The sequence below is a fragment of the Mycobacterium lacus genome (genome assembly GCF_010731535.1).
GTDB classification, from domain to species: Bacteria; Actinomycetota; Actinomycetes; order Mycobacteriales; family Mycobacteriaceae; genus Mycobacterium; species Mycobacterium lacus.
In genome coordinates this window covers 479,512-504,288 of record NZ_AP022581.1, presented here as the reverse complement: position 1 = coordinate 504,288, position 24,777 = coordinate 479,512, and the positions used below count along the sequence as shown (strand labels likewise).

Here is a 24,777-nt window from a genome sequence, read left to right as displayed (position 1 = left end):
AGTAATGTCGTTGCGACAAAACGTGCGGCCGCGGGGATGGGAAAGTGGCCGTCGAACTTGATGCGATCGGATCGAGGATCGATGAGCGAACTCGCCAAAACGGCGCCACGCCGTGCCGTCAAGCCGGCTGACCGCGGTCACCCGGTCGACGTCGTAGCGGCCTCGAACCGGCGCGGGAATCGATTGCCCCGTGACGAGCGTCGTGGCCAGTTGCTTGTCGTTGCCAGCGATGTCTTTGTCGACCACGGGTATCATGCGGCCGGAATGGACGAGATCGCCGACCGCGCAGGGGTCAGTAAACCCGTTCTCTATCAACACTTTTCGAGCAAGTTGGAATTATATCTGGCGGTGCTTCATCGGCACGTCGAGAACCTCGTGTCGGGCGTGCAGCAGGCGCTGAGCACCACCACCGACAACCGGCAGCGGTTACACGCGGCGGTGCAGGCATTCTTCGACTTCATCGAACACGACAGCCAGGGTTACCGGCTGATCTTCGAGAACGACTATGTGACCGAGCCCGAGGTCGCCGCGCAGGTGCGGGTGGCCACCGAATCGTGCATCGACGCGGTGTTTGCCCTGATCAGCGCGGATTCTGGACTGGACCCGCACCGCGCCCGGATGATCGCGGTGGGCCTGGTCGGCCTGAGCGTCGACTGCGCCCGGTACTGGCTGGACTCGGATCGCCCGATTTCCAAGTCGGACGCCGTCGAGGGCACCGTGCAGTTCGCCTGGGGCGGGTTGTCACACGTTCCGCTTACTCGCTCGTAGCGGCCTTTCCGCCGCGCCTGGAGGCGGCATCGACGCCGATTCCGAAGCCGACCCGGCGGGCGTCGGCGACGCCGATCTCGACATAAGCGATCTTCGCGGAATGGATCAGGAAACGACGGCCTCGCTCGTCGCTCAGGCTCAGTAAGCCGGAGTCCGTGCGCAACGCGGCGCTGACGAGTTCTTCCACTTCATCGGGCGTCTGCGTACTGGTGAAGACCAGCTCGCGTGGGCTGTCCGTGATACCGATCTTGACCTCCACCCGGGCCCCTTCCATCGATGTTCCGTCGCAGGCGTGTCAGCAGCAGGCTAGTGGACACAGCTAGACGCATCGCCCGGCGGTCCCCGTGACCCCTTCGCGGTCCGCGAAACGGGGTCTTCCACGGATAACGATTCGCTCCCAGCTGGGCCAACATCGCACGCGACGCCAGACGCCCGATATTCACATCGGTAACATCGGCACCATCAGAAACACACTTGATGAGCTCTACGGCGAAGCCCACGGCCACCCCTACGACGAGAGCTACGAGACAGACGGAGCCGACTACGACGGCTACGGCGATCTCGTCTGGCCTGCGGATCGTCGGTGGCGCCCGGTGGCCGCGATCGTCGGCGTCGTGCTGGCGCTGGGCTCCATCGCCACCGCGGTGATCATCAATAGTGGAGACAGCGCCTCAACCAAAGCGACCGTCGGAGCACCCATGCCGCGGACGGTGATCTCCACAACTTCCATGCCTAAGCCAACGCCCTCGCCCGGCACCTCTCGGGTGCCCCAGCTACCACCCGAGACGGTCACCACCGTGCCACCGCACCGCCCATCGCCCAGCGTCGGGCCGACCACAACGCCGACCGCCGCGCCACCGCGAACAGCGCTACCGCCAACGGCCGTGCTCAATCCGCGCACCGTCGTCTACACCGTCACCGGGACGAAGCAGCTCCTTGACCTAGTGAACGTGGTCTACACCGATGAGCGGGGTTTCCCCGTGACCGAGTTCAACGTGTCGCTGCCGTGGACCAAGACGGTCATCCTGAACCCGGGCGTGCAGACTCAGTCGGTGATTGCGACCAGCGTCTATGGTCGGCTCAACTGCTCGATCGTCAACGCCGTCGGTCAGACGGTCGTGGCGAAAACCAATAACGGGATCATCGCGACCTGCACTCGTTAGATCCCAGTGCTTTAGCTAAGACCCAGTTCCCGCATCCGTTGGTCGTGCGTGTGCTGCAGCCGTTCGAAAAACGCGCCGATCTGGCTCAAACCACCGGTACCGGATACCACCAGGTCGACCAGCTCGTCGTGGTCGGCGAGCACATACTGGGCCTGGGTGATCGCCTCGCCGAGCAGGCGACGAGACCACAGCGCCAGCCGGCTGCGCTGTTTGCTGCTGCTGGTCACCGCGGCGCGCACTTCGGCGACGACGAACTGCGAGTGCCCGGTCTCCGCCAAGGCCGCCCGCACCACGTCGGCAACCTCGTCGGGCAGTCCGTCTGCGATCTCGAGATACAAGTCGGCGGCCAGAGCATCGCCGACATAGGTCTTCACCAGGGCTTCCAACCACGTGCTCGGCGTCGTCAACCGATGGTAGTTTTCCAGCGCTGAGGCGTATTTCTGCATCGCCGGCACCACGTCGACGCCGCGGGCTTCCAGGGCGTCGCGAAGTAATTCGTAGTGCGCCATCTCCGCGGCGGCGATGCTCGCCATCGAGATCCGTCCGCGCAGGTTGGGCGCCATCCGCGCCTCGTCGGTCAGCCGGTAAAAGGCCGCCACCTCGCCATAAGCCAGCAGCGCGAACAATTCGTTGACGCCAGGATGATCCGCCGACAACCGGGGCCTGGGCGAATCGGCCACCTGATCGGCGGACGAGGGCGAAGTCATGGCCACACTCTAGTCGGCCGGGTTCGGAGAAACGGGTGGCCGCCGAGCGAGCGGCTATCATTCACATAGGCAGTGACGGCGTGTGAAGTGCCGCCGCTGCCGGCGAAATGTGCGTGCACGCAGCTGGCCCGCTGGATCGAGCATGGGCCGGCGACTCGGCGACGTATCGGAGTCGGAACTCGTGCGCGCGTGAACCGCGACAGAAAACACGACACACGACCGATACCGTCACCGAAAGGCGTCTCACCCACACATGACCGCTCTGAAACGCACAACTGAACCGGCCCCGAAACCGACATTTGCCAAACTTGGAGTTCGCGACGAAATAGTGCGCGCACTGGCCGACGAGGGCATCGAGCGCCCTTTTGCTATCCAGGAACTCACACTGCCGCTCGCGCTCGCCGGCGAGGATGTGATCGGCCAGGCCCGCACCGGCATGGGCAAGACCTTCGCGTTCGGCGTCCCACTTCTGCAGCGCATCAGCGCGCCCACTGGTGCGAGGCCGCTAACCGGCACTCCGCGGGCCCTGGTCGTAGTGCCCACCCGGGAGCTGTGCCTGCAGGTGACCGATGACCTGGCCGCTGCTGCTAAGCACTTGACCGCCGACGGCGGCCGCCGCCTGTCAGTGGTGTCCATCTACGGAGGACGGGCCTACGAGCCCCAGATCGAGGCGCTGCACAAAGGCGCTGACGTCGTGGTGGGCACCCCGGGCCGGCTGCTCGACCTGTGTCAGCAGGGCCACCTGCAGCTGGGCGGATTGTCGGTGCTGGTGCTCGACGAGGCCGACGAGATGCTCGACCTGGGGTTCCTACCCGATATCGAGCGCATCGTGCGACAGATCCCCGCCGACCGGCAATCGATGCTGTTCTCGGCGACCATGCCGGACCCGATCATCACGCTGGCCCGCACGTTCATGGACCAGCCCACGCATATCCGTGCCGAGGCACCGGACTCCTCGGCGGTGCACGACGCCACCGAGCAGTTCGTCTACCGCGCGCACGCGCTGGACAAGGTGGAGCTGGTCAGCCGCGTGCTGCAGGCCCGCGATCGGGGGGCGACGATGATCTTCACCCGCACCAAACGCACCGCGCAGAAGGTTGCCGACGAGCTGAACGAGCGCGGCTTTGCGGTGGGCGCCGTGCATGGCGACCTAGGGCAGGTGGCGCGTGAGAAGTCGCTCAAGGCGTTTCGTTCCGGCAATATCGACGTGCTAGTGGCCACCGACGTGGCAGCCCGCGGCATCGACATCGACGATGTCACCCATGTCATCAACTACCAGTGCCCGGAGGACGAGAAAATGTACGTCCACCGAATCGGGCGCACTGGCCGCGCGGGGCGGACCGGGGTCGCGATCACCCTGGTGGACTGGGACGACCTGCCCCGATGGGCGATGATCGACAAAGCGCTGGCCTTGGGCTCCCCCGACCCGGCCGAGACCTACTCCAACTCGCCGCACCTGTACACCGAGCTGGCCATCCCCGCCGAGGCGGGCGGCACCGTCGGGTCGCCGCGCAAGGCCCAGGTCGAACGACGCGACGCCGACAAGGGGGCGGCGCGCAGCCGCGCCGGCTCCAAGAGGCGGCGCACCCGCGGCGGCAAACCCATCAGCGGACACCCCGCCACCAGCCCCGTTGCCTACGGTGAGGCGGCGCCGGAGACGCCAGCGTCCGGTTCCACGCCGAGTCAGGCTGGAGCTGCCCGGCGCCGGCGACGCCGCCGTCGCTCGCAGAGCGCCGAGCAGAACCTAGCAACGCAAGCCCACTGAACGTGCGCTGGCGCATGGTCAGACCCGAACGCCGCACCAAGGCCGACATTGTGGCCGCGGTGGCGATCGCCGTTGTCGTCGTGGTGGCCGCCGCAATTATCTGGTGGACGAGCGACGCGCGGGCCACCATCAGCCGGCCGGCCGCGGTTCCGGCGCCCAGCCCGACGCCGGCCCGGGAAGTTCCGGCTTCCCTGAGGGAGCTCTGGACGGCTCGCAGCCCGGCCACCCGCGTGCCCGTGGTGGTGGGCGGGACGGTGACCACCGCCGATGGACGCCAGGTGGACGGGCGCGACCCGGCCACGGGTGAGTCGCGCTGGAGCTACTCCCGCGACACCGACCTGTGCGGGGTGACCTGGGTTTACCACTACGCCGTCGCGGTTTATCGGGACGACCGCGGTTGCGGTCAGGTCAGCACCATCGATGGATCTACCGGTCGTCGCGGAGCCGCCCGCAGCAGCTACGCCGACCCGCGCGTGCGCTTGTCGTCGGACGGAACCACGGTGTTGTCGGCCGGTGACACCCGCCTGGAACTGTGGCGTTCCGATATGGTCCGAGTGCTGGCCTACGGCGAGATCGACGCCCGGGTCAAACCGTCGTCCCGGGGCCTGCATTCCGGGTGCACGCTGGAGTCGGCCGCGGCCAGTTCGTCGGCGGTATCGGTGTTCGAGGCCTGCGGGAATCCGGCCAATCTCAGGCTCACCCTGTTGCGGCCCGCCAAGGAAGACGACGAGCCCGAACAACACTTCGTGCCCGAGCCCGACGTGCGGCCGGGTTCGGGCGCTCGCGTGCTGACCGTCGCGCAGAACAAGACGGCGGTGTATTTGCCTGCGAATTCCGGCGCGCAGCCGAGGGTGGACGTGATCGACGAGACTGGCACCACGGTGGCGAGCACCCTGCTGGCTAAGCTGCCGTCGACCTCGGGCGTGGTGTCGCAGACCGGCAACCTGGTGACGTGGTGGACCGGCGACGAGTTGATGGTCTTCGACGCGACCAACTTGACCCAGCGCTACACCATCGCCGCCGGGGAGACGGTGGCGCCGCTGGGGCCGGGCGTGATGATGGCAGGTCAGCTGCTGGTGCCGGTCACGGGTGGGATCGGTGTCTATGACCCGGTCAGCGGCGCGAACAGCCGCTACATCCCGGTGGACCGGCCACCGGGCACCTCAGCGGTGATTCCGGCGGTGTCGGGTTCCAGAATCTTCGAGCAGCGCGGCGACATCCTGGCGGCCCTGGGCTGACCGGCGCGAGCAGTCGCAGAATCGCACGAAACCGCTGCGCGGCGTGCGATTCTGCGACTGCTCGCGCTACATCTCCACGGTGAACGTGGGCAGTGGTTTACCGGACTTCCAGTGCTTGAGCAGCGCCTGCGCCAGCTCGCGGTAGGCGGAAGCACCCTTGTTCTTGCGTGCGGCCATCACCGACGCCCCCGAGGCGCTCGCCTCCGCGAAGCGCACGGTGCGCGGGATGGGCGGGGCCAGCACCGGCAGGTCGTAGCGGTCGGCGACGTCGAGCAGCACGTCACGCGTGTGCGTGGTTCGGGAGTCGTACAGCGTCGGCAATGCGCCCAGCAGCCGCAGATTCGGGTTGGTGATCTGCTGGACATCCGCCACCGTGCGCAGAAACTGGCCGACGCCGCGGTGCGCCAGCGTCTCGCACTGCAGCGGCACGATGACCTCGTCGGCGGCCGTCAGCCCGTTGAGGGTGAGCACACCCAGCGACGGCGGGCAGTCGACGATGACCACGTCGAACTGTTCGGAGAGCTTGGCCAACGCGCGTTTGAGCGCATACTCGCGGCCGGCCCGCATCAGCAGCATCGCCTCGGCGCCTGCCAGGTCGATATTGGCCGGCAGCAGGGTCATTCCCTCCATCGTCGTGACCAGTGCGGCGTTGGGCTCGACCTCACCGAGCAGCACTTCGTGTACCGACACCGGCAGTTTGTCGGGATCGTGGCCGAGCGAAAAGGTCAGACACCCCTGCGGATCGAGGTCGACGAGTAGCACTCGCCGTCCTTTGTCCACCATCGCCGCACCCAGCGAGGCGACGGTCGTCGTCTTGGCCACGCCACCCTTCTGGTTGGCCACCGCCAGTACCCGGGTCTCAGTCATAAGCGCCATCCTGGCATGCCCGTCGCCGGGTGCTTCGAGCGACGGGCCCGGCATGTTGTCCGGCAGAATCGGTCGCTATGGGCTTGCACAACCACCGCCTGGTGCTGCTTCGCCACGGCGAGACCGAATGGTCGAAATCAGGCCAGCACACCGGTCGTACCGACCTCGAGCTAACAGACCTCGGGCGGGTTCAGGCCGAACTCGTCGCGCGGACGTTGCGTGAACTCAAACTCGTTGACCCGCTGGTGATCAGCAGCCCCCGCAAACGGACCCTGGCCACTGCGCAGCTCGCCAGCCTTACCGTCGACGAGGTGTCCCCGTTGCTAGCCGAATGGGACTACGGCACCTATGAGGGCCTGACCACGCAGCAGATCCGGGAATCCGACCCCGACTGGCTGGTGTGGACACACGGATGCCCCGGTGGTGAAAGCATCGACCAGGTCCGTGAACGTGCTGACAGGGCCGTGGGGATGGCGCTTGAGCACCTGGCATCGCGTGACGTGTTGTTCGTCAGTCATGGTCACTTCTCCCGTGCGGTGATCACGCGCTGGGTGGGGCTGCCGCTTGTCGAGGGCAGCCGCTTTGGCATGCCCACCGCCTCGATCGCGATCTGCGAGTTCGAGCACGGCGTTCGTCAGCTCGGTCGGCTCGGCTTGACCGGTCACTGGGCCCATTGATGACCGAGAAACAACCCTGCGAACCTCCGTTCGCGCTGTGCGGGCCGCGCGGGACTCTGGTTGCCGCGGGGGTGCAGACGCGTTACGGCGACATATCGGCGGCGCAGGCTGCAATGCGCTCGGGAGCAGCACCAATGCTGTTGGGCGCATTGCCTTTTGATGTGAGCAAGCCCGTCGCGTTGATAGCGCCGACCGGGGTGCTGCGCGCCGGCACGCTACCCAACTGGCCCACGGGCCCACTGCCGGGCGTCCGCATCGCCGCTTCCGTCCCAGCGCCGGCCGAATACCGAACCCGGATCTGCCGCGCACGCGATCAACTCGCCGCACCTGATAACCCGTTGCACAAGGTGGTGCTGGCCCGCGCGCTGCACCTTGTCGCCGACGCTCCGCTGGACGCCCGCATCCTCCTACGCAGGCTCGCCACCGTAGACCCAGCCGCCTACGGCTATCTTGTCGACCTCACCCCGGCCGGCGACGACTACGCCGGCGCGGCGCTGGTGGGTGCCAGCCCCGAACTGCTCGTCGCTCGCTCCGGCGATCGCGTTGTGTGCCAGCCGTTTGCCGGGTCGGCCCCACGTGCCGCCGACGTTGAACTCGACGCAGCCAACGGGGCCGCGCTGGCGGGATCGGCCAAGAACCGCCACGAGCATCAGCTGGTCGTCGACACGATACGTGCCGCGCTGGAGCCACTGTGCGATGGCCTGGCAATCGCATCCGAGCCCCGGCTGAGCCGCACCGCGGCAGTCTGGCACCTGTGCACACCGATCAGTGGCCGGCTGCGCGACACTTCAACTACGGCAATCGATCTCGCCATGGCGCTGCATCCCACACCGGCGGTCGGGGGTGTGCCGGCAAGCGCCGCGGCCGAACTCATCACGGCGCTGGAAGGCGACCGCGGTTTCTACGCCGGAGCCGTGGGTTGGTGCGATGCCTCCGGTGACGGCTATTGGGCGGTGTCCATCCGGTGCGCGCAACTGTCGGCCGACCGCCGCACGGCCGTCGCGCGCGCCGGGGGCGGCATCGTCGCCGAATCCGATCCCGACGATGAAGTTGACGAGACCACAACGAAATTCGGGACAATACTGTCCGCGCTGGGAGTAGAGCAGTGAGCGAGAAGGTCCGCCGAGCCAAACCGGAAGACGCCGCCGATATTGCGGCGATGATTCATGCATTGGCCGAATTCGAGCGCGCCGCCGATCAATGCACTGTCACCGAAACACAGATCTCCACAGCGCTTTTCGGCAGTTCGCCGACCGTGCACGGCCATGTCGCCGAGGTTGAGGGCGAGGTCGCCGCGATGGTGTTGTGGTTTCTCAACTTCTCCACCTGGGACGGGGTGGCGGGCATCTACGTGGAGGATCTGTTCGTACGGCCCAGATTTCGCCGCCGCGGCCTGGCCCGTGCGCTACTGGTGACGCTGGCGGGTGAATGCCTCGACAACGGCTACACGCGGCTGTCATGGGCGGTGCTCAACTGGAACTCCGGTGCCATCGCGCTGTACGACGGGATCGGCGCGCAACCGCAAAGCGAGTGGACCACCTATCGGCTGTCCGGCCCACGACTGGCCGAGCTGGCCGGCCCGCGGTGATCACCGCGGGCCGCCCAGCGCACGGCCGCGGGACTGAAGAGCAGCACCAATGCGCTCAAAGCCACGATCGCGACCGGGATCCCGAACGCCGGCTGATGCGAGCCCACCGCGAGATACCACGCCACGGGCAGCAATAACAGCTGTGTGAAGACGGCCAGCCCGCGGCCCCAGCGCTTGCCCGCCACCAGTGCGCAACCGCCAGCGAACACCCCGCCACCGATTAACACAAACCACATCGCGGTTCCCAACCCGTTGACCACGTGCTGGTCTGCTCCCCCGAACCCGCGCACCACCAAAATCGCGGCAACCACCAGCGCAGCAGCGCCTTGCGCCGCGACGATCAGTCCCGCACCACGCACGGCACCCGGAGCGCGAACGGTCACAGCGTCAGCGTAGTCATGCCGGCCGGCCGCGCCGTCTGCATCGTCGCCGCGCCTGACCTGATTGCCGCGCGCTCCTCAGCGGGCCGCTCACCGGCCCGCATCGTCGCACGGCCTAGGCTCGTGCGTCATGCGTGCCGTTCTGATCGTGAATCCCACCGCCACCTCCACCACACCGGCCGCTCGCGACCTCGTTGCGCACGCACTCAAGAGTCGCCTTCAGCTCGTCGTTGAGCACACCAACCACCGTGGTCATGGGGCCGAACTCGGCCGGGCGGCGGTTGAAAACGGGGTGGACCTGGTTGTCGTTCACGGCGGCGACGGCACGGTGAGCGGCGTGGTCAACGGCATGCTGGGCCGGCCCGGCACCCCCGGTTCCGGCCCCGCCGGCCCCGTGCCGGCGGTCGCGGTGGTGCCCGGTGGGTCGGCGAATGTGCTGGCCAGAGCGCTAGGCATTTCCCGCGACCCGATCGCCGCCACCAACCAGCTCATCCAGCTGCTGGACGACTACCGCCGCAACCAGACGTGGCGCCGCATCGGGCTGATCGACTGCGGTGAGCGGTGGGCCGTCTTCAACGCGGGTATGGGCGTCGACGCCGAGGTGGTGGCCGCGGTCGAGGCCGAACGCGACAAGGGCGGCAAAGTCACCCCATGGCGCTACATCCGCGCGTCGGTGCCCGCCGTGTGGCGCTACACACGCCGCGAACCGACCCTTACGCTGCAACTTCCCGGCCGTGACCCGATCACGGGGGTGAGCTTCGTCTTCGTGTCGAACTCGCGTCCGTGGACCTTCGCAAACGACCGCCCGGTGTGGACCAATCCCGGCTGCGCCTTTGATTCGGGACTGGGAGTGTTCGCACCTACCACCATGAAGACGATCCCGACCCTGCGGATCGTCCGACAGATGTTTGCAAAACGGCCGAAGTTCGAGTTCAAGCACCTCATCAACGAGGACGACGTGGCTTGTCTGCGGGTTACGTCCACCGCGGCCGCAATCGGCTGTCAGTTCGACGGGGACTACCTCGGCGTGCGCGAGAGCATGACGTTCCGCGCGGTCCCGAACGCGCTGGCGGTGGTCGCCCCACCCGCAAAATACCGGCCCTGACCTGCGGTAACCAAATCTGTGACGCGCTCGCGACGCAACTGTTGGGCGAAATTTGCGACACAGTGTAGTACAACTGAGTAAGGGCTTTGGTAAGAGAACGTCAAAGTGAGATAGCCCACGGGCCCACGTAACACTATTGACATCTGTTGAGCCTGTGAAACGATCAAAAGGTTGTATGCAGCGGCATGCAGAGATATGTAGGGGTACGGAACCTTTCCTGTGCAGCGATAACAGCGAGGAAACACGCGTGCGCAGTGCTGCGCACATAGTGAGGAGTAGCAACTAATGGATTGGCGCCACAAGGCGGTCTGTCGTGACGAGGACCCGGAGCTGTTCTTCCCGGTTGGAAACAGTGGTCCGGCTCTCGCGCAGATCGCTGACGCGAAACTGGTCTGCAATCGGTGTCCAGTGACCACGGAATGCCTAAGTTGGGCACTGAATACCGGCCAGGACTCGGGCGTATGGGGCGGCATGAGCGAAGACGAGCGGCGCGCTCTCAAGCGTCGCAACGCCCGGACGAAGGCCCGCAGCGGAGTCTGACCCCAGTCTCCGCCCGACAGTGCGGCCCCGACGATCGTCGGGGCCGCACTGTTGCGTATATGGTCACAGCACCAAACGGCCCCGACGACCAATGGGCACCCGCAGCACCACATCCGTGCCGCGCTCGGGCGCTTCCCGCATACCCAACGTGCCGTCCAGCTCGGCGGACACCAAGGTCCGCACGATCTGCAGGCCCAGGCTGTCCGACTTCTCCACGCTGAATCCTTCGGGCAGACCGCGCCCGTCGTCGTGCACCACGACGTCGAGCCACCGTGCCGAGCGCTCGGCCAGAATCGTCACCGACCCTTCTTCGGCCGTCGGGTCGAAGGCATGCTCGATCGCGTTCTGCACGAGTTCGGTGATCACCATGATCAGTGCGGTAGCGCGGTCGGAATCCAGCACGCCAAGGTCGCCGACCCGGTTGATCCGGATCGGCCTGTCCACCGATGCGACATCGTTCATGATCGGCAGGATCCGGTCGATGACCTCGTCGAGGTTCACCTGCTCGTCCACCGACATCGACAACGCGTCATGGACCAAAGCGATCGACGACACCCGGCGCACCGACTCGATCAGCGCCTCCCGCCCTTCGGCGTTGGCCGTCCGCCGGGCCTGCAGGCGCAGCAGCGCCGCCACAGTCTGCAGGTTGTTCTTGACCCGGTGGTGAATTTCCCGGATTGTGGCGTCCTTGGATATCAGGGCGCGGTCGCGGCGCTTCACCTCGGTGACGTCGCGGATCAAGATCGCCGCACCGGCATTGCGGCCATGGACCACCAGCGGCAGCGTCCGCAGCAGCACCGTCGCGCCGCCCGCGTCGACCTCCATCCGCATGCTCGACCCCCCTGCCAGCAAGTCGAGCACATGCTCGGCCACCTCCTGCGCCTCGAACGGGTCCGAGATCAGCGGCCGCGTGACTTTGATGAGATTGTGGCCCTCCAAATCGGAAGTCAGACCCATCCGGTGATACGCCGATAGCGCGTTGGGGCTGGCGTAGGCGACGACACCGTCGACGCCGAGGCGGATGAACCCGTCGCCTGCCCGCGGGGTAGAACGCGACATCGCCACGTCGCCCACGTCGGGAAAGGTGCCCTCCGACACCATGTGGAGAAGGTCCGTGGCGCATTCCCGGTAGGCGGTCTCCAGATGGCCCGACATGCGCCGGGCCGCCAGTTCTGTTTGGTGTACCGTCAGCACCGCTACCACCTGGCCGCCGTACCGCACCGGTGAAGCCTCAACGTTCGGACCGGGCAGTTGCCACGAATGCTGTTCGCCCGCATCGTTTTTCCGCACACCGTCACCGGCGGCGGCGGCGAAAGCCTCGGCGACCAGCGGCAGCCGATCGGCGGAGACGACGCTGCCGACGGCGTCGGTCTGCAGCACCGTCGGCGCGGTGTTAGGCCGGCACTGCGCCACGCACACGAGCACACCGTCGTCGCGGCGAACCCACATCAGGTAATCGGCGAACGACAGGTCGGCGAGCAGCTGCCACTCCCCGACGACCGCGTGCAGGTGGTCGACCGCATTGCCCGGCAGCACCGTGTGTTCGGCCAACAGGTCACCGAGGGTGGACATGATCTACTCCGAGTGGATCCCGGATGGCAGGCATGCAGCGTTCAACGGCTAGCTGATCACCGCGATCAGGTCGCCCGCCTGAATGACGTCCCCCACCGACACGCTCACCTTGCTGACGGTGCCGGCGACTTCAGCCAGGACGGGAATCTCCATCTTCATCGACTCCAGCAGCACCACGATGTCACCCTTGCCGATCTGGTCGCCTTCGCTGACAACGACTTCGAGCACGCTGGCCACGATCTCGGCACGAACATCCTCGGCCATCTTCACCCCACTCTTCCGGCCATTGGCGCATGCTGGCTGCTGGTCCATCGGGCTTTCGTCAGACCCGTGTATATCGAACCATAAGACCGCTCAGGCCCGCCGCACGTGGGCTACCGGGTCCTCACCTGACGCGGCGTGAGACACTGTGCAGCAACCCGGGCACGCCTTGGCTGCCCCGCATTTGACGACGACGGAGGTTCTCAGTATGGCCAAGCGTGGCCGCAAGAAGCGCGACCGCAAGTACAGCAAAGCCAATCACGGCAAGCGGCCAAATTCCTAGGACCTGGTAGATGGGGGCTATGACCCACCACGAATGATCGTGGTGCGGCGGATCTCCAGCCGGAGGCGCTCACGTAGGCCTTCAGGGGCCTTCTCGCCCTGGCACTTGGTGGCGATCAACGCCTTGATCCGCTCCTCGATCCCGTAATGCTGGAAGCACCCGGGACATGCCTCGAGGTGCCGACGCAGCTTTTCGCGAGTTTCCGGGGTGCATTCTCCGTCAAGCAGGGTCCATACCTCGGCGATCACTTCCGCGCAATCGAGGGTGCCGTGGGAATGAATGCCCTCGGCGGGCGAGCCGGAAGGGTTGGACGAGCACGAGAATTCGCTCTCCGAGCGCCGCTCCTCCTCATCGCTTCGCTCTGCATCGTCGCCGGCGCGGCTCATGACGACACCTCCTCGTGCGCTTGCTCACCACGAGCGAAGCCCCGCTCCTTGGCCACATCGGCCAATAGACCACGCAGCTGACGTCTGCCGCGGTGAAGCCGCGACATCACGGTCCCAATCGGCGTATCCATGATCTCGGCGATCTCCTTGTAGGGAAAGCCTTCGACGTCGGCGTAGTAGACGGCCATCCGGAACTCTTCCGGCAAGGCCTGCAGCGCCTCTTTGATCTCGGTATCCGGCAGCGCTTCCAGCGCCTCGACCTCAGCCGAGCGCAACCCCGTCGAGGAATGCTCGGCGTTAGACGCCAGTTGCCAGTCGGTGATCTCTTCGGTCGGATATTCCGCCGGTTGCCGCTGCTTCTTGCGATAGCTGTTGATATAGGTGTTGGTCAGGATCCGGTAGAGCCACGCCTTGAGATTGGTACCCGCCCGGAACGAGCGGAATCCCGCGTAGGCCTTCACCATCGTCTCCTGGAGCAGGTCCTCGGCATCGGCGGGATTGCGTGTCATGCGTAGTGCGCCGCTGTACAGCTGGTCCAGCAGGGGAATCGCGTCGCGCTCGAAACGCGCAGTCAGCTCCTCGTCCGTCTCCTCGGTCGAGACGGGATCCGAAACCTCCGAGCCGGTGGCACCACCCCCCAGGTTTTCCAGGTCGGCCATCTTGATTAACACGGTCCCTTCGGTCGCGGAGTCGCCGGACAGCACCGACAGCCACCCAGGACCGGCAAGAAAATCCAACCGCTCCTCTATCAACGGGCTCGCCGTTGACACCGGGCTGTCCTCCTCCCAATCTAAAGGCCGCGACCGACAGTGTCTGCCCCCCACTCCGCGAGGACACGGCCGGCAAACCGCCTCGAACAACAGCGTTGACAAGCGCGCTATTTCCAGCACCGCCCGGGTCGGAGCGGTCCCGCAGTCCGGTCGTATCGCGCATGGCGTTAGTGTGACGCCATGTCCCTCACCGGCAAGACCATGTTCATCTCGGGCGCCAGTCGCGGCATCGGCCTGGCGATCGCCAAACGCGCCGCGAGCGACGGCGCCAACATCGCTCTGATCGCCAAGACCGCCGAGCCGCACCCGAAGCTGCCCGGCACGGTGTACACCGCGGCGAAGGAACTCGAGGACGCCGGCGGTCAGGCGCTGCCGATCGTCGGGGACGTTCGCGACCCGGATGCCGTCGAGTCCGCGGTGGCCAAGGCCGTCGAGCAGTTCGGCGGTATCGACATCTGCGTCAACAACGCCTCGGCGATCAATTTGGGGTCGATCACCGAGGTGCCGATGAAGCGTTTCGACCTGATGAACGGCATCCAGGTACGCGGAACGTACGCGGTGTCGCGAGCGTGCATCCCGCACATGAAGGGCCGGGAGAACCCGCACATCCTGACGCTGTCGCCGCCGGTGCTGCTGGACAAGAAGTGGCTCAAACCGACCGCCTACATGATGGCCAAGTTCGGCATGACGCTCTGTGCGCTGGGCATCGCCGAGGAGATGCGCGACGAGGGCATTGCGTCGAACACGCTGTGGCCGCGCACCCTGGTGGCCACCGCTGCGGTGCAGAACCTGCTCGGCGGCGACGAGGCGATGGCGCGGGCGCGCAAGCCCGAGGTGTATGCCGATGCGGCCTACGTCATCCTCAACAGGCCCTCCCGCGAGTACACCGGCAATTCGGTGCTGTGCGAGGACGTGCTGGTGGAATCGGGTGTCACCGACCTGTCGGTCTACGATTGCGTGCCGGGCGCGAAACTGGGCGTCGACCTGTGGGTGGAGGAAGTCAACCCGCCGGGCTACGTCCAGTCCTAAGCACGCCCGCACGCACCTTCTCATCTCGCTCGGCGACCAGCGCACCACGATCGGAGGCCGGGGCCGATCCGTGGCATCGATGGTTCGCAGCCCGGTGATGAAGTGAGCGATATCCCCGACGAGCTGGGCAGGCTCGGCCGCGCTGGGGTTCTCGCCGGCCACCCAGCAACACACCGACCATGGCCATTCGAACCCCGCCGTCGGGGTGCCCAACCCCACCGGAATCGGATTGGCGACAGAAAGTTGTGGGGCTGTCCATGGCAGCCGCCGTTGCTCGACGTGCAGGCGTCTCGACGGCCCAGTGAATGCGCGGAATACGCACGCCATGGTCTCCCCGAGCCGATACATCGCATTGTCCGTGGCCGTGGAGCTGACCGTTCCGACCAGGGTTTCCTCAGGCATGATCCGGATGCCGAAGGACCGCAGCAACCCGTCGGTCGCCCATCGCTCACGGCCGTGCTCGATGTAGGCTTCGATGCCCTCCCGGGTCGCGCGCCCACCGCTGAGCCAGCGCACCAGCTGTTCGTCCTCGCCAGCCAGACACGACTCGACATCGTCGCTGCGCAAAGACGACAGCGTGACCATCCCGTCTGGTAGCTTCTGCTCGCGCACCCCGCGGTCCTGGCGGCTGAACGACCTTCCGACAATTCGACATTCGCGGGTGACGACCCGGCCGTTCTCGCCTGTTCTGGCTATTCCGCCGTCCTCGGCAGCTCGAAGCGGCGGATTTCGAAAGTGGCCAGCGCGCAGCGTAAGCACCGTCAACCAGCCCGAGAACTCCCGCACGACGAGGACGGCTGCTCCGGGGGGTTGCACATCCCCGCGCGCACAATGTGCTACAGCACAGTGATCTGTTCGGGCTGCGGCTCGACCGGCTCCAGCAGCTCGGGCCCGTTGTTGCGCACGCTGTTGACCAGCGTCGACACCTCGCGCAGCCGGATGTCGCCAACGTCGTGTGGGCGGGCCAGCAGCTCGGGATCCAACGGCGTGTCGGGATTCAGCCAGGCATCCCAGTCGGCTTCGGCCAGCATCAACGGCATCCGGTCGTGGATATCGGCCAGCTCCCCGACGGCGTCGGTGGTGACTATCGTGCAACTCAGCAGTGGCGCTGTGTCCTTCTGTTCTTTGCGACCTCTCCATACCGCCCACAGGCCCGCCGCGAACAGCGGCTCGCCGTCGCCCCGGTACATGTAGAACGGCGTCTTGGGAGACTTTTTGCCGGCCGGGCCGTCGGGGTTGACACGCCACTCGTAGTAGCCGTCCATGGGCACCAGGCAGCGCTTGGTTCTGGCAGAACCCCGAAAGGCCGGTGAGGTGGTGAGCTTGTCCGCCCGGGCGTTGATCAGTAACGGCGCCTTGTTGTCGGGGGCCCCGTTGGGACCGGCTTTGACCCACGGCGGAACCAGTCCCCAGCGCATGAGCCGGATCCGGCGAGTCGGCTCGTCGTCGGGTTCGCTATGGCGGCTGACGACGGTCGCGATGGTGGCGGTGGGAGCCACGTTGTAGTTGGGCGCCCCCGCGGACGAGGCGCCAGTGGCCGCGGTCGCTTCATCGATCGCCTTGATTTTCTCGGCCAGCAGGGCCGGATCCGTCGTCACCGCAAACCGTCCGCACATGACTCCCATGGTGCCTGGTGCACGCGACACCCGCCGACACGGCAGGATGAAACGGTGAGCAGTAGCGAGCCCACGAAAACATGGGCGGCCCCCCACGCGACGGCACCGGTGCACGCGACCGTGACCGTTCCGGGCTCGAAGTCTCAGACCAACCGGGCGCTGGTGCTGGCGGCGCTGGCCGCCGCGCAGGGCGAAGGTACCTCGACCATCAGCGGCGCACTGCGCAGCCGCGACACCGATCTGATGATCGGAGCGCTGAATACGCTGGGTCTGCGCGTCGACGGGACCGGTTGCGATCTGAAGATCAGCGGACGAATCCAACCGGGCCCCGGCGCCCGCGTGGACTGCGGCCTGGCCGGCACGGTGTTGCGCTTTGTTCCGCCGCTGGCCGCGCTGGCCGAGTGGGCGGTGGACTTCGACGGCGACGAACAAGCGCGGGCCCGTCCGATCGCGCCGCTGCTGGAGGCGCTGCGTGGTCTCGGCGTCCGCGTCGACGGCACGGGTCTGCCTTTCCGGGTTCGCGGAAGCGGATCGGTCGCCGGCGGCACCGTGGCCATCGACGCATCCGCGTCATCGCAATTCGTGTCGGGCCTGCTGCTGTGCGGGGCATCGTTCACCGAGGGCCTGACCGTGCGACACACCGGTTCGACGCTGCCGTCGGCGCCGCACATCGCGATGACGGTGACGATGCTGCGGCAGGCCGGCGTCACTGTCGACGACTCGACCGCCAACCGCTGGCGGGTGCAGCCCGGCCCGGTCGCGGCCCGGCACTGGGACGTCGAGCCGGATCTGACGAACGCCGTCGCATTCCTGGCGGCGGCCGTGGTCAGCGGCGGAACCATGCGCATCACCGGCTGGCCCGCGGAAAGCGTCCAGCCCGCCGACCACATCCTCAACATCTTACGAAGGCTCAATGCCGTTGTCACCCACAATGATTCGTCACTTGAAGTGCGTGGCCCAAAGGCGTACGACGGGTTCGACGTCGACCTGCGCGCCGTCGGCGAGCTCACGCCGTCGGTGGCCGCGCTGGCGGCGCTGGCCGCCCCGGGATCGGTGTCACGGCTGAGCGGCATCGCCCATCTGCGCGGTCACGAAACCGACCGGCTCGCGGCGCTGAGGACCGAGATCAACCGCCTGGGCGGCGACTGCCAGGAAACGCCCGACGGCCTGGTGATCACCGCGATCCCGCTGCGGCCCGGTATCTGGCGAACGTATGCCGATCATCGGATGGCGACGGCCGGCGCGATCGTGGGCCTACGCGTCGCGGGAGTGGAGGTGGACGACATCGGCGCCACCACCAAGACGTTGCCGGAATTCCCGCGGCTGTGGGCCGAGATGGTCGGGCCTGGCGACAATGCGGGTCGCCGTAGCGGCCCGGGGAGCCGGGCAATCAAGCGGGGGTCCGGCGGTTGAGGCCTGGCGACTACGACGAGTCCGACGTCAAGATCCGCTCCGGTCGAGGTTCGCGACCCCGGACCAAGACCCGTCCCGAGCACGCCGACGCCGAGGCCGCCATGGTAGTCAGTGTCGATCGCGGGCGGTGGGGGTGCGTGCTTGGCGGCGACCCGGCTCGTCGGGTCACGGCGATGCGGGCGCGCGAGCTCGGCCGCACCCCGATCGTCGTCGGCGACGATGTCGACGTGGTCGGCGATCTGTCCGGTCGGCCGGACACCCTGGCCCGCATCGTGCGGCGTGGACCGCGGCGAACGGTGTTGCGGCGCACCGCCGATGACACCGATCCGACCGAACGAGTGGTGGTCGCCAACGCCGACCAACTGTTGATCGTGGTGGCGCTGGCCGACCCGCCGCCACGGACCGGCCTCGTCGACCGGGCGCTCATCGCCGCCTACGCGGGCGGGCTGATGCCCATCTTGTGCCTGACCAAGACCGACCTGGCCCCACCAGAACCGTTTGCCAAGCAGTTCGTCGACCTGGACCTGAAGGTGGTCGCGGCGGGCCGCGACGATCCCCTGCTTGCGGTGGCGGACTTGCTCGGCGGCAAGATCACCGTGCTGCTCGGACATTCCGGGGTCGGCAAATCGACCCTGGTGAATCGTCTTGTGCCCGAAGCTGATCGCGCGGTCGGCGAGGTCACCGAGATTGGCCGGGGGCGGCACACCTCGGCACAGTCGGTGGCTTTTCCGCTAAGTGAGCCCGTGGAAGGTTCCGGTTGGGTCATCGACACCCCGGGAATCCGTTCGTTCGGCTTGGCCCACATCCGGTCCGACGACGTGCTGTTGGCCTTCTCCGACCTGGCCCAGGCGATCGAGGGCTGCCCACGCGGGTGCGGACACATGGGCCCGCCGGCCGACCCCGAATGTGCGCTGGACAACCTGTCAGGGCCCGCCGCCCGCCGAGTCGCCGCGGCCCGGCGGTTGCTGACGGTGCTCAGGGAGCTGTGAAACTGCCGAGCGCGCGTGCCAGCACACCGCACGCCGAGCGTGCGGCAGCCTAGGCCGCCAGGCCATCGTCGGCGCTGCGTCCCGGTCCGGTCGACGCACGCTTGCCGCGCCGCCAACCCTGTACGGTGGCGAGGGCCGTCTTCAGCCCGCGGCGACGTCCGGTTGCCGGATCGGTGCCCGCGAAACCCGGCTCGAGAGCAGCGAACATCCGCTCGCTGCGGGTTTCCGGCGCATCGTCGGTGCTGTCGAGCAGGTACCTGTTCGGCAGGGACAGCTTGGCGATGGTGCGCCACGTCTTGGCGTACTGCACCAGGAATGAACCGGTGGTGTACGGCAGGTCGTACTTGTCGCAGACCTCACGCACCCGCACCGAGATCTCGGCAAGCCGGTTGCTCGGCAGATCCGGATACAGGTGGTGCTCTATCTGGTGACACAGGTTGCCGCTCATGAACCGCAGCGCGGGCCCGGCGTTGAAGTTCGCACTGCCTAGCATTTGACGCAGGTACCACTGGCCCTTGGTTTCGCCGATCATGTCCGTCTTGGTGAATTTCTCGGCGCCATCGGGGAAATGGCCACAGAAGATCACCGCGTTGGACCACACATTGCGGATCACGTTGGCCATCACGTTGGCCGTCAACGTGGACTTGTACGTCGCACCCGGTGACAACGAGGTCAACGCGGGGAACGCCACATAGTCCTTGAACAGCTGGCGGCCGGCCTTGCTGGAGAACTCACGCAGCCGAACCTTGGCCGCATCGCGATCGGCCCGGCCCTTGAAGATCTTGCCGATCTCCAAGTGCTGCAACGCAACTCCCCACTCGAAGCCAATCGCGAGGATGGTGTTCCACACCACATTGAAGATGTTGTGGCGCTTCCAGCGCTGATCGCGGGTGACGCGCAGCATGCCGTAGCCCACGTCGTCGTCCATGCCCAGGATGTTGGTGTACTTGTGGTGCACGAAGTTGTGGGTGTATCGCCAGTGCTTGGCCGACCCGCTGATGTCCCATTCCCACGTTGTGGAATGAATCTCCGGGTCGTTCATCCAGTCCCACTGGCCGTGCATGACGTTGTGGCCGATCTCCATGTTCTCGATGGTTTTGGCCACGCCGAGGGTGACGGCGCCCGCCCACCAGGCCGAGCGCCGTGAACTGGCGGTCAGCAGCACCCGGCCGCTGACCTCCAGCGCGCGCTGCGCGGCGATGGTGCGACGGATGTAGCGGGCGTCCCGCTCGCCGCGAGAGTCTTCGATGTCCTGACGTATCGCATCGAGCTCGGCTGCCAGGCTTTCAATGTCGGCGTCCGTCAGATGGGCGAATACGTCGACATCTGTGATCGCCATCGTCTTCATCTCCCTGCGGTCGGTGGGGCTGCCTTAGACCTATCCCAGACCTACGCTATCGTAACCTACGAATCCGTAGGTTACCTGTGAGTAACCTTAGATGTCCACCACACAATCCCCCGATGCGGCTGACACACAGGTCTGGATCCGAGACCCGGGGTCGTGTTCGGCGCCCGTCCGCAGGTCCCGGACGTGACCTTCCACCAGGTCAACCACGCACGATTGACAGATACCCATCCGGCAGCCGAACGGCATCTGCACACCTGCGCCCTCACCCGCGTCCATCACCGACGTCGCGGCGTCAGCGGCCACGGTCTTGCCACTGCGGGCGAACGTGACCGTCCCACCCGCTCCGGCGGGTGCGGCCCTCGACACCGCGAACCGCTCCAGGTGCAGCCGATCGCCGATGCCCGCCGATGACCAGACCTTCTCGGCCTGGTTGAGCATGCCTTCCGGCCCGCAGGCCCAGGTCTGACGGTCGCGCCAGTCGGGCAGCTCCTGATCGAGCCGGGCAAGGTCGAGCCGGCCTTCGGTGCGAGTCTCTCGCACACGCAACCGATAGCCGGAGCGGTCGGCGGCCAGCGCACGCAGCTCGGGGCCAAACATCATGTCGGACTCGGTGGGCGCCGAATGCAGGTGCGCGATGTCGGTGATCTGGTCGCGGCGCGCCAACGTGCGGAGCATCGACATCACCGGGGTAATCCCGGACCCCGCGGTGAGAAACAGGATCGACGGCGGCGCCGGGTCGGGCAGCACGAAATTGCCCTGAGGCGCGGCCAGTCGCACGATGGTCCCGGGCTCGACGCCCGCCACCAGGTGGGTGGACAGGAAGCCTTCGGGCATGGCTTTCACGGTGATGGTCACGGTGCGCGAGGCCGTTACCGGGCTCGACGTCAGCGAGTACGACCGCCAGCGCCAGCGCCCGTCCAGCAGCAGTCCGATGCCCATGTACTGGCCCGGCTGGTAGTCGAAGCTGAAGCCCCAGCCCGGTTTGATGACGAGCGTGGCGGAGTCTTCCGTCTCCCGGCGGACCTCGACGATGCGCCCCCGCAATTCGCGCGCGGACCACAGCGGATTGGCCAGGTGCAGATAGTCGTCGGGCAACAGCGGCGTGGTGATGCGCGCAGCTAGCTTGCGCAGCACGTGCCAGCCGGAGTGCTTGTCCGCCCCGGCGATGGTTGGGCGCTTGGTGTCGACCACCTTGGCAGTGACCGGCGCGTACTTTTTGCCCATAGGAAGCTCCTGCTCACGATGCGGCCTTTGGCTTCCGCTCATGCTGGGGGCCGTTCCATGCCCACCCAATGAAGCTACGGTACCGTAACTTACGGTTGCGTATCTAGCCCTTGAACGGCCCGAATGCGTCACATCCACGGCCGCGCCGCGCTCGTCCCGATTGCCTGGCTCCCTCACGCCGTCGCCCTCGCCGCTACGCGGCTGGGCGGGACCCCAACGCGGCGAGCATCGTCGCCGGGCTCAGAGCAGGTCGAGCAGGAACGGCAGCTCCTGGTTGGCGTACCAGGCCAGATCGTGGTCCTGGGCATCACCGACAACCAGGTCAGCGTCCTCATCGCCGAGGTCGGCGGCATCGATGACCGCGACCGCCGCCGTGACGGCCGGCTCGGCGACGGCGTTGTCGACGTAGGCGGCGACCACCTGCTCGATCGTCACGGGTCCGCCCAGCCTGACGACGGCTTCGTCGAGATCGGGGCGGTATTGGACGTCATCGACCTCGGCGGCCAGCACAGCGCGCCGCGGCCGCACGGTCCGCGGGATGGCATCGGCGTCGGCTGCCAGCAATCGCAGCGACGCCAGCGCCGCCTCACGCAGCGCCACCTCGGCGAGTTCGTCGTCGTCACCCTCGGCGTACGACTCGCGCAACGCCGGTGTCACCGCGAATGCGGTGCCGTTGACCGGCCACAACGAACCCTCGGCGACGAGCTGCTGCAGCATGGGCAGGGTGGCAGGGATATAGACCGCGATCGCCACGGCTAACCACCCATCAGCGTGGCCACATAGTCATCGACATACGTCGACAACTCACGCGGCGGGCGCTTGTAGTTGTCACTGACGATCGGCTGCTGCGGGAGACGGACTTTGGGCTGCTTCACGTCGCGGTACTCGATCGTGGACAGCAGGTGCGCCATCATGTTCAGCCGCGCGTGCTTCTTGATATCGGATTCGACGACATACCACGGGCTAACCGGGGTATCGGTGTGCACCATCATCTCGTCCTTGGCGCGCGAGTAGTCCTCCCACCGATACACCGATTCCAGGTCCATCGTGCTCAGTTTCCATTGCCGGACAGGGTCATTCCGTCGCGCTTTGAACCGGCGCAGCTGTTCGGCTTCGGAGACCGAGAACCAATACTTGCGCAGCAGAATCCCGTCATCGATCAGCATCTGCTCGAAGATCGGCGTCTGCCGCAAGAACAGCACATACTCTTGAGGCGTACAGAATCCCATGACTTTCTCGATGCCGGCGCGGTTGTACCACGACCGGTCGAACAGCACGATTTCCCCCTTGGCGGGCAGATGTGCGATGTAACGCTGGTAGTACCACTGGCCGCGTTCCCGATCGGTCGGCACGGGCAGCGCCGCGATGCGGGCCACCCGGGGGTTGAGGTATTCGGTGATTCGTTTGATGGCTCCACCCTTGCCCGCCCCGTCACGGCCCTCGAAGAGGACGACAAGGCGTCCACCCGTATACCGCAACCACTCCTGCAACTTCACGAATTCTGTTTGCAGCCTGAATAATTCGGATTCGTAGAGGGCGTTGGGGATCTTGCGGGCGGCCCGCGCAGTCGAATCCTTTGTGTCCCCCTTCACCGACGCTCCTTTGTTCGTCGCGGTGCTCACATCAACGGATGGTATATCCGCTCACCAAACGTGGACCCCCGGCAGCTACCGGGCAATTACCGGGAAGCTTCCAACAGCTCGTCAAGCGATTGACTCAACAGCCCCGGCAGCAGGTCGACATCGCTCATTGCGGCGCGGTCGGCGTTGATTCCGAAATACAGCATGCCGTTGTAGGACGTCACGCTGATGGCCAGCGCCTGGTTGTGCAACAGGGGCGGCACGGCGTAAGCGGCCAGCAACTTGGTGCCGGCAACATACATCTGCGCCTGGGCTCCGGGGGCGTTCGTCACCAACAGGTTGAACAATCGTGCCGAAAAACTGGTGGCGACCCGGATACCCATGGCGTGCAGGGTGGGTGGCGCAAAACCGGACAGCGTGACGATGGTCCGGGCATCGACCAGGCTGGCGGCCGTCGGATTCGACTCGGTGGCGTGGGCGATCTGCGACAGCCGCACCACAGCGTTGCCCTCCCCCACCGGCAGGTCAACCAGGAACGGCGTCACCTGGCTGATCGCCTGACCTGGGCCGGTTGAGTCGAGCTGGTCATCGGCATAGACCGACAACGGCGCCATCGCCCGAATCGTCGCGGTGGGTGCCAACGCTTCGCCGCGCGACATCAACCAGCTGCTCAGCGCCCCGGCTATCACCGCAAGCACCACATCGTTGACGTCGCAGTCGTAGCGCGCTCGCACGGTTCGGTAGTCCTCAAGACGTCCCTGGGCAACGGTGAACCGACGATTGCGTGAAACGGTGGCATTGAGCGGGCTACTGGGTGCGGTGCCGCGGGCCAGTGTGCGGGCGATATCGACGAACCGGCGAGCGGTATCGACGACTTGTCCGGAGTTCGTCACCAACCCCGCGATCGCGGATCCGACGGCCTGCATCTGCGCGCCCGGGCCAACCACCCAGTCGCCGATCGCGCCCAGCAACAGCCGGATGTTGCCGGGATCGCGTTCCGGGATCCAGATGTCTTCGGGGAACGGCGGCGGACGCCGCGTCCGGTCGACGATGACGTGGCCTATCGCCAGCGCCGTCACGCCGTTGATAAGCGCTTGGTGCGACTTCGTGTAGAGGGCGACGCGATTCTTGTCCAAGCCCTCGACGAGATACATCTCCCACAACGGCCGCGACTTATCCAGCGGCCGCGCGGCCAGCCGCGCGATCAGCTCGTGCAGTTGCTCGTCACTGCCCGGCGATGGCAGCGCGGACCGCCGCACGTGATAGGTGATGTCGAAGTCGGGATCGTCGATCCACACCGGCCTGGCCATGGCGACGTTGACTTCGCGGACCTTCTGCCGGTAGCGCGGTATCTGGGGTAGCCGCTGCTCGATGGTGGCCAGAAGCGTCTCGTAGCTGAAACCCGCCCGCGGACGGGCCAGGATGAACAGCGAGCCGACGTACATCGGGGTGGCGGTGTTCTCCAGCCGGTAAAACGACGCGTCCACCGTGGACAACCGGGTCACCAT

27 protein-coding genes are annotated in these 24,777 nt (G+C 66.4%); 13 read left to right on the top strand and 14 right to left on the bottom strand.

Annotated features, from left to right (window positions below):
* Positions 1-81: 81 nt before the first annotated feature.
* Positions 82-768 (top strand): TetR/AcrR family transcriptional regulator, encoded by a 687-nt coding sequence (locus tag G6N24_RS02450; RefSeq protein ID WP_085161235.1) that lies wholly within the window; start codon positions 82-84, stop codon positions 766-768.
* On the opposite strand, the gene G6N24_RS02445 is transcribed toward G6N24_RS02450, so the two are convergent.
* Entirely contained in the window at positions 755-1,027 is a 273-nt protein-coding gene (locus G6N24_RS02445; RefSeq protein WP_085161133.1) for a DUF3107 domain-containing protein, read from the bottom strand. The genes G6N24_RS02450 and G6N24_RS02445 overlap by 14 nt on opposite strands.
* A gap of 358 nt (positions 1,028-1,385) precedes the next feature.
* On the opposite strand from G6N24_RS02445, the gene G6N24_RS02440 reads away from it, so the two are divergent.
* Positions 1,386-1,931 (top strand): MmpS family transport accessory protein, encoded by a 546-nt coding sequence (locus G6N24_RS02440; RefSeq protein ID WP_085161237.1) that lies wholly within the window; start codon positions 1,386-1,388, stop codon positions 1,929-1,931.
* 11 nt (positions 1,932-1,942) lie between these two features.
* Here the strand turns inward: G6N24_RS02440 and G6N24_RS02435 are convergent, their stop codons facing one another.
* Positions 1,943-2,638 (bottom strand): ferritin-like fold-containing protein, encoded by a 696-nt coding sequence (locus G6N24_RS02435; RefSeq protein ID WP_085161135.1) that lies wholly within the window; start codon positions 2,636-2,638, stop codon positions 1,943-1,945.
* 253 nt (positions 2,639-2,891) lie between these two features.
* On the opposite strand from G6N24_RS02435, the gene G6N24_RS02430 reads away from it, so the two are divergent.
* Both G6N24_RS02430 and G6N24_RS02425 read left to right on the top strand, forming a co-directional pair.
* Positions 2,892-4,403, top strand: coding sequence for a DEAD/DEAH box helicase (locus G6N24_RS02430; RefSeq protein ID WP_085161137.1), 1,512 nt, complete (start codon positions 2,892-2,894; stop codon positions 4,401-4,403).
* A 14-nt stretch (positions 4,404-4,417) separates the two neighbouring features.
* Positions 4,418-5,641, top strand: coding sequence for an Rv3212 family protein (locus G6N24_RS02425; RefSeq protein WP_085161239.1), 1,224 nt, complete (start codon positions 4,418-4,420; stop codon positions 5,639-5,641).
* Positions 5,642-5,707: 66 nt separating this feature from the next.
* Here the strand turns inward: G6N24_RS02425 and G6N24_RS02420 are convergent, their stop codons facing one another.
* Positions 5,708-6,508, bottom strand: coding sequence for a ParA family protein (locus G6N24_RS02420; RefSeq protein WP_085161241.1), 801 nt, complete (start codon positions 6,506-6,508; stop codon positions 5,708-5,710).
* Between the two features lie 77 nt (positions 6,509-6,585).
* Between G6N24_RS02420 and G6N24_RS02415 the strand changes: the two genes are divergently transcribed.
* The 3 genes from G6N24_RS02415 to G6N24_RS02405 are packed head-to-tail and all read left to right on the top strand — an operon-like array spanning position 6,586 to position 8,773.
* Positions 6,586-7,185 (top strand): acid phosphatase, encoded by a 600-nt coding sequence (locus G6N24_RS02415; RefSeq protein WP_085161139.1) that lies wholly within the window; start codon positions 6,586-6,588, stop codon positions 7,183-7,185.
* On the top strand, positions 7,185-8,294 hold the full coding sequence (locus tag G6N24_RS02410) for an isochorismate synthase (protein WP_085161141.1): 1,110 nt from the start codon (positions 7,185-7,187) through the stop codon (positions 8,292-8,294). Before G6N24_RS02415 ends, G6N24_RS02410 begins: the two co-directional genes overlap by 1 nt.
* Positions 8,291-8,773 carry a GNAT family N-acetyltransferase gene (locus G6N24_RS02405; RefSeq protein ID WP_085161143.1) on the top strand — a complete coding sequence of 161 codons (483 nt, stop codon included), beginning with the start codon at positions 8,291-8,293 and terminating at the stop codon, positions 8,771-8,773. Before G6N24_RS02410 ends, G6N24_RS02405 begins: the two co-directional genes overlap by 4 nt.
* Here G6N24_RS02405 and G6N24_RS02400 read toward each other — a convergent pair.
* A complete protein-coding gene (locus G6N24_RS02400; RefSeq protein WP_085161145.1) occupies positions 8,725-9,156 on the bottom strand; it encodes a hypothetical protein in 432 nt (143 codons plus the stop codon). The two genes, G6N24_RS02405 and G6N24_RS02400, sit on opposite strands and share 49 nt — an antisense overlap.
* 127 nt (positions 9,157-9,283) lie before the next feature.
* Between G6N24_RS02400 and G6N24_RS02395 the strand changes: the two genes are divergently transcribed.
* Positions 9,284-10,258 carry a diacylglycerol/lipid kinase family protein gene (locus G6N24_RS02395; RefSeq protein ID WP_085161147.1) on the top strand — a complete coding sequence of 325 codons (975 nt, stop codon included), beginning with the start codon at positions 9,284-9,286 and terminating at the stop codon, positions 10,256-10,258.
* Positions 10,259-10,543: 285 nt separating this feature from the next.
* Complete coding sequence (whiB1, locus tag G6N24_RS02390) at positions 10,544-10,798, top strand: transcriptional regulator WhiB1 (protein WP_023371700.1); 255 nt, start codon at positions 10,544-10,546, stop codon at positions 10,796-10,798.
* Between the two features lie 63 nt (positions 10,799-10,861).
* Here the strand turns inward: whiB1 and G6N24_RS02385 are convergent, their stop codons facing one another.
* Together G6N24_RS02385 and G6N24_RS02380 are read right to left on the bottom strand one after the other, a co-directional pair.
* Positions 10,862-12,370, bottom strand: coding sequence for a sensor histidine kinase (locus tag G6N24_RS02385; protein WP_085161149.1), 1,509 nt, complete (start codon positions 12,368-12,370; stop codon positions 10,862-10,864).
* A gap of 48 nt (positions 12,371-12,418) precedes the next feature.
* Entirely contained in the window at positions 12,419-12,634 is a 216-nt protein-coding gene (locus G6N24_RS02380; protein ID WP_085161243.1) for a biotin/lipoyl-binding carrier protein, read from the bottom strand.
* Positions 12,635-12,839: 205 nt separating this feature from the next.
* Here G6N24_RS02380 and G6N24_RS25640 point away from each other — a divergent pair, with 205 nt between their 5' ends.
* Complete coding sequence (locus G6N24_RS25640; RefSeq protein ID WP_003416889.1) at positions 12,840-12,914, top strand: 50S ribosomal protein bL37; 75 nt, start codon at positions 12,840-12,842, stop codon at positions 12,912-12,914.
* A gap of 17 nt (positions 12,915-12,931) precedes the next feature.
* On the opposite strand, the gene rsrA is transcribed toward G6N24_RS25640, so the two are convergent.
* On the bottom strand, positions 12,932-13,195 hold the full coding sequence (rsrA, locus tag G6N24_RS02375; protein WP_232070853.1) for a mycothiol system anti-sigma-R factor: 264 nt from the start codon (positions 13,193-13,195) through the stop codon (positions 12,932-12,934).
* Positions 13,196-13,296: 101 nt separating this feature from the next.
* Positions 13,297-13,959 (bottom strand): sigma-70 family RNA polymerase sigma factor, encoded by a 663-nt coding sequence (locus tag G6N24_RS02370; RefSeq protein WP_163745624.1) that lies wholly within the window; start codon positions 13,957-13,959, stop codon positions 13,297-13,299.
* 291 nt (positions 13,960-14,250) lie between these two features.
* Here G6N24_RS02370 and G6N24_RS02365 point away from each other — a divergent pair, with 291 nt between their 5' ends.
* Positions 14,251-15,099, top strand: coding sequence for an SDR family oxidoreductase (locus G6N24_RS02365; RefSeq protein WP_085161155.1), 849 nt, complete (start codon positions 14,251-14,253; stop codon positions 15,097-15,099).
* A gap of 836 nt (positions 15,100-15,935) precedes the next feature.
* On the opposite strand, the gene G6N24_RS02360 is transcribed toward G6N24_RS02365, so the two are convergent.
* Positions 15,936-16,715 carry an SOS response-associated peptidase gene (locus G6N24_RS02360; RefSeq protein ID WP_085161157.1) on the bottom strand — a complete coding sequence of 260 codons (780 nt, stop codon included), beginning with the start codon at positions 16,713-16,715 and terminating at the stop codon, positions 15,936-15,938.
* Positions 16,716-16,769: 54 nt separating this feature from the next.
* Between G6N24_RS02360 and aroA the strand changes: the two genes are divergently transcribed.
* Complete coding sequence (aroA, locus tag G6N24_RS02355; protein ID WP_085161159.1) at positions 16,770-18,128, top strand: 3-phosphoshikimate 1-carboxyvinyltransferase; 1,359 nt, start codon at positions 16,770-16,772, stop codon at positions 18,126-18,128.
* The gene (gene rsgA, locus G6N24_RS02350; RefSeq protein WP_085161161.1) at positions 18,125-19,117 is read left to right on the top strand and encodes a ribosome small subunit-dependent GTPase A; all 993 of its coding nucleotides are present in this window, start codon (positions 18,125-18,127) and stop codon (positions 19,115-19,117) included. Before aroA ends, rsgA begins: the two co-directional genes overlap by 4 nt.
* A 49-nt stretch (positions 19,118-19,166) precedes the next feature.
* Here rsgA and G6N24_RS02345 read toward each other — a convergent pair whose 3' ends face one another.
* From G6N24_RS02345 to G6N24_RS23670, 5 genes are all read right to left on the bottom strand, one after another.
* Positions 19,167-20,456 (bottom strand): fatty acid desaturase family protein, encoded by a 1,290-nt coding sequence (locus G6N24_RS02345; protein WP_085161245.1) that lies wholly within the window; start codon positions 20,454-20,456, stop codon positions 19,167-19,169.
* A 96-nt stretch (positions 20,457-20,552) separates the two neighbouring features.
* Positions 20,553-21,689 (bottom strand): ferredoxin reductase, encoded by a 1,137-nt coding sequence (locus G6N24_RS02340; protein ID WP_085161162.1) that lies wholly within the window; start codon positions 21,687-21,689, stop codon positions 20,553-20,555.
* Positions 21,690-21,929: 240 nt separating this feature from the next.
* A complete protein-coding gene (locus G6N24_RS02335) occupies positions 21,930-22,406 on the bottom strand; it encodes a DUF6912 family protein (protein WP_139822449.1) in 477 nt (158 codons plus the stop codon).
* Between the two features lie 38 nt (positions 22,407-22,444).
* Entirely contained in the window at positions 22,445-23,311 is an 867-nt protein-coding gene (gene ppk2 / locus G6N24_RS02330) for a polyphosphate kinase 2 (protein WP_085161164.1), read from the bottom strand.
* Positions 23,312-23,367: 56 nt separating this feature from the next.
* A complete protein-coding gene (locus tag G6N24_RS23670; protein WP_085161166.1) occupies positions 23,368-24,777 on the bottom strand; it encodes a WS/DGAT/MGAT family O-acyltransferase in 1,410 nt (469 codons plus the stop codon).

Coding starts and splice junctions, on each gene's coding strand:
- G6N24_RS02415 (WP_085161139.1), top strand. CDS start 6,586: ATGGGCTTGCACAACCACCGCCTGGTGCTGCTTCGCCACGGCGAGACC.
- G6N24_RS02360 (WP_085161157.1), bottom strand. CDS start 16,715: ATGTGCGGACGGTTTGCGGTGACGACGGATCCGGCCCTGCTGGCCGAG.
- G6N24_RS02395 (WP_085161147.1), top strand. CDS start 9,284: ATGCGTGCCGTTCTGATCGTGAATCCCACCGCCACCTCCACCACACCG.
- G6N24_RS02430 (WP_085161137.1), top strand. CDS start 2,892: ATGACCGCTCTGAAACGCACAACTGAACCGGCCCCGAAACCGACATTT.
- whiB1 (WP_023371700.1), top strand. CDS start 10,544: ATGGATTGGCGCCACAAGGCGGTCTGTCGTGACGAGGACCCGGAGCTG.
- G6N24_RS02370 (WP_163745624.1), bottom strand. CDS start 13,959: ATGGCCGACCTGGAAAACCTGGGGGGTGGTGCCACCGGCTCGGAGGTT.
- G6N24_RS02420 (WP_085161241.1), bottom strand. CDS start 6,508: ATGACTGAGACCCGGGTACTGGCGGTGGCCAACCAGAAGGGTGGCGTG.
- G6N24_RS02385 (WP_085161149.1), bottom strand. CDS start 12,370: ATGTCCACCCTCGGTGACCTGTTGGCCGAACACACGGTGCTGCCGGGC.
- G6N24_RS02380 (WP_085161243.1), bottom strand. CDS start 12,634: ATGGCCGAGGATGTTCGTGCCGAGATCGTGGCCAGCGTGCTCGAAGTC.
- G6N24_RS02410 (WP_085161141.1), top strand. CDS start 7,185: ATGACCGAGAAACAACCCTGCGAACCTCCGTTCGCGCTGTGCGGGCCG.
- G6N24_RS23670 (WP_085161166.1), bottom strand. CDS start 24,777: ATGGTGACCCGGTTGTCCACGGTGGACGCGTCGTTTTACCGGCTGGAG.
- G6N24_RS02340 (WP_085161162.1), bottom strand. CDS start 21,689: ATGGGCAAAAAGTACGCGCCGGTCACTGCCAAGGTGGTCGACACCAAG.
- G6N24_RS02450 (WP_085161235.1), top strand. CDS start 82: ATGAGCGAACTCGCCAAAACGGCGCCACGCCGTGCCGTCAAGCCGGCT.
- G6N24_RS02335 (WP_139822449.1), bottom strand. CDS start 22,406: ATGCTGCAGCAGCTCGTCGCCGAGGGTTCGTTGTGGCCGGTCAACGGC.
- G6N24_RS02345 (WP_085161245.1), bottom strand. CDS start 20,456: ATGGCGATCACAGATGTCGACGTATTCGCCCATCTGACGGACGCCGAC.
- G6N24_RS02435 (WP_085161135.1), bottom strand. CDS start 2,638: ATGACTTCGCCCTCGTCCGCCGATCAGGTGGCCGATTCGCCCAGGCCC.
- G6N24_RS02365 (WP_085161155.1), top strand. CDS start 14,251: ATGTCCCTCACCGGCAAGACCATGTTCATCTCGGGCGCCAGTCGCGGC.
- G6N24_RS02425 (WP_085161239.1), top strand. CDS start 4,418: ATGGTCAGACCCGAACGCCGCACCAAGGCCGACATTGTGGCCGCGGTG.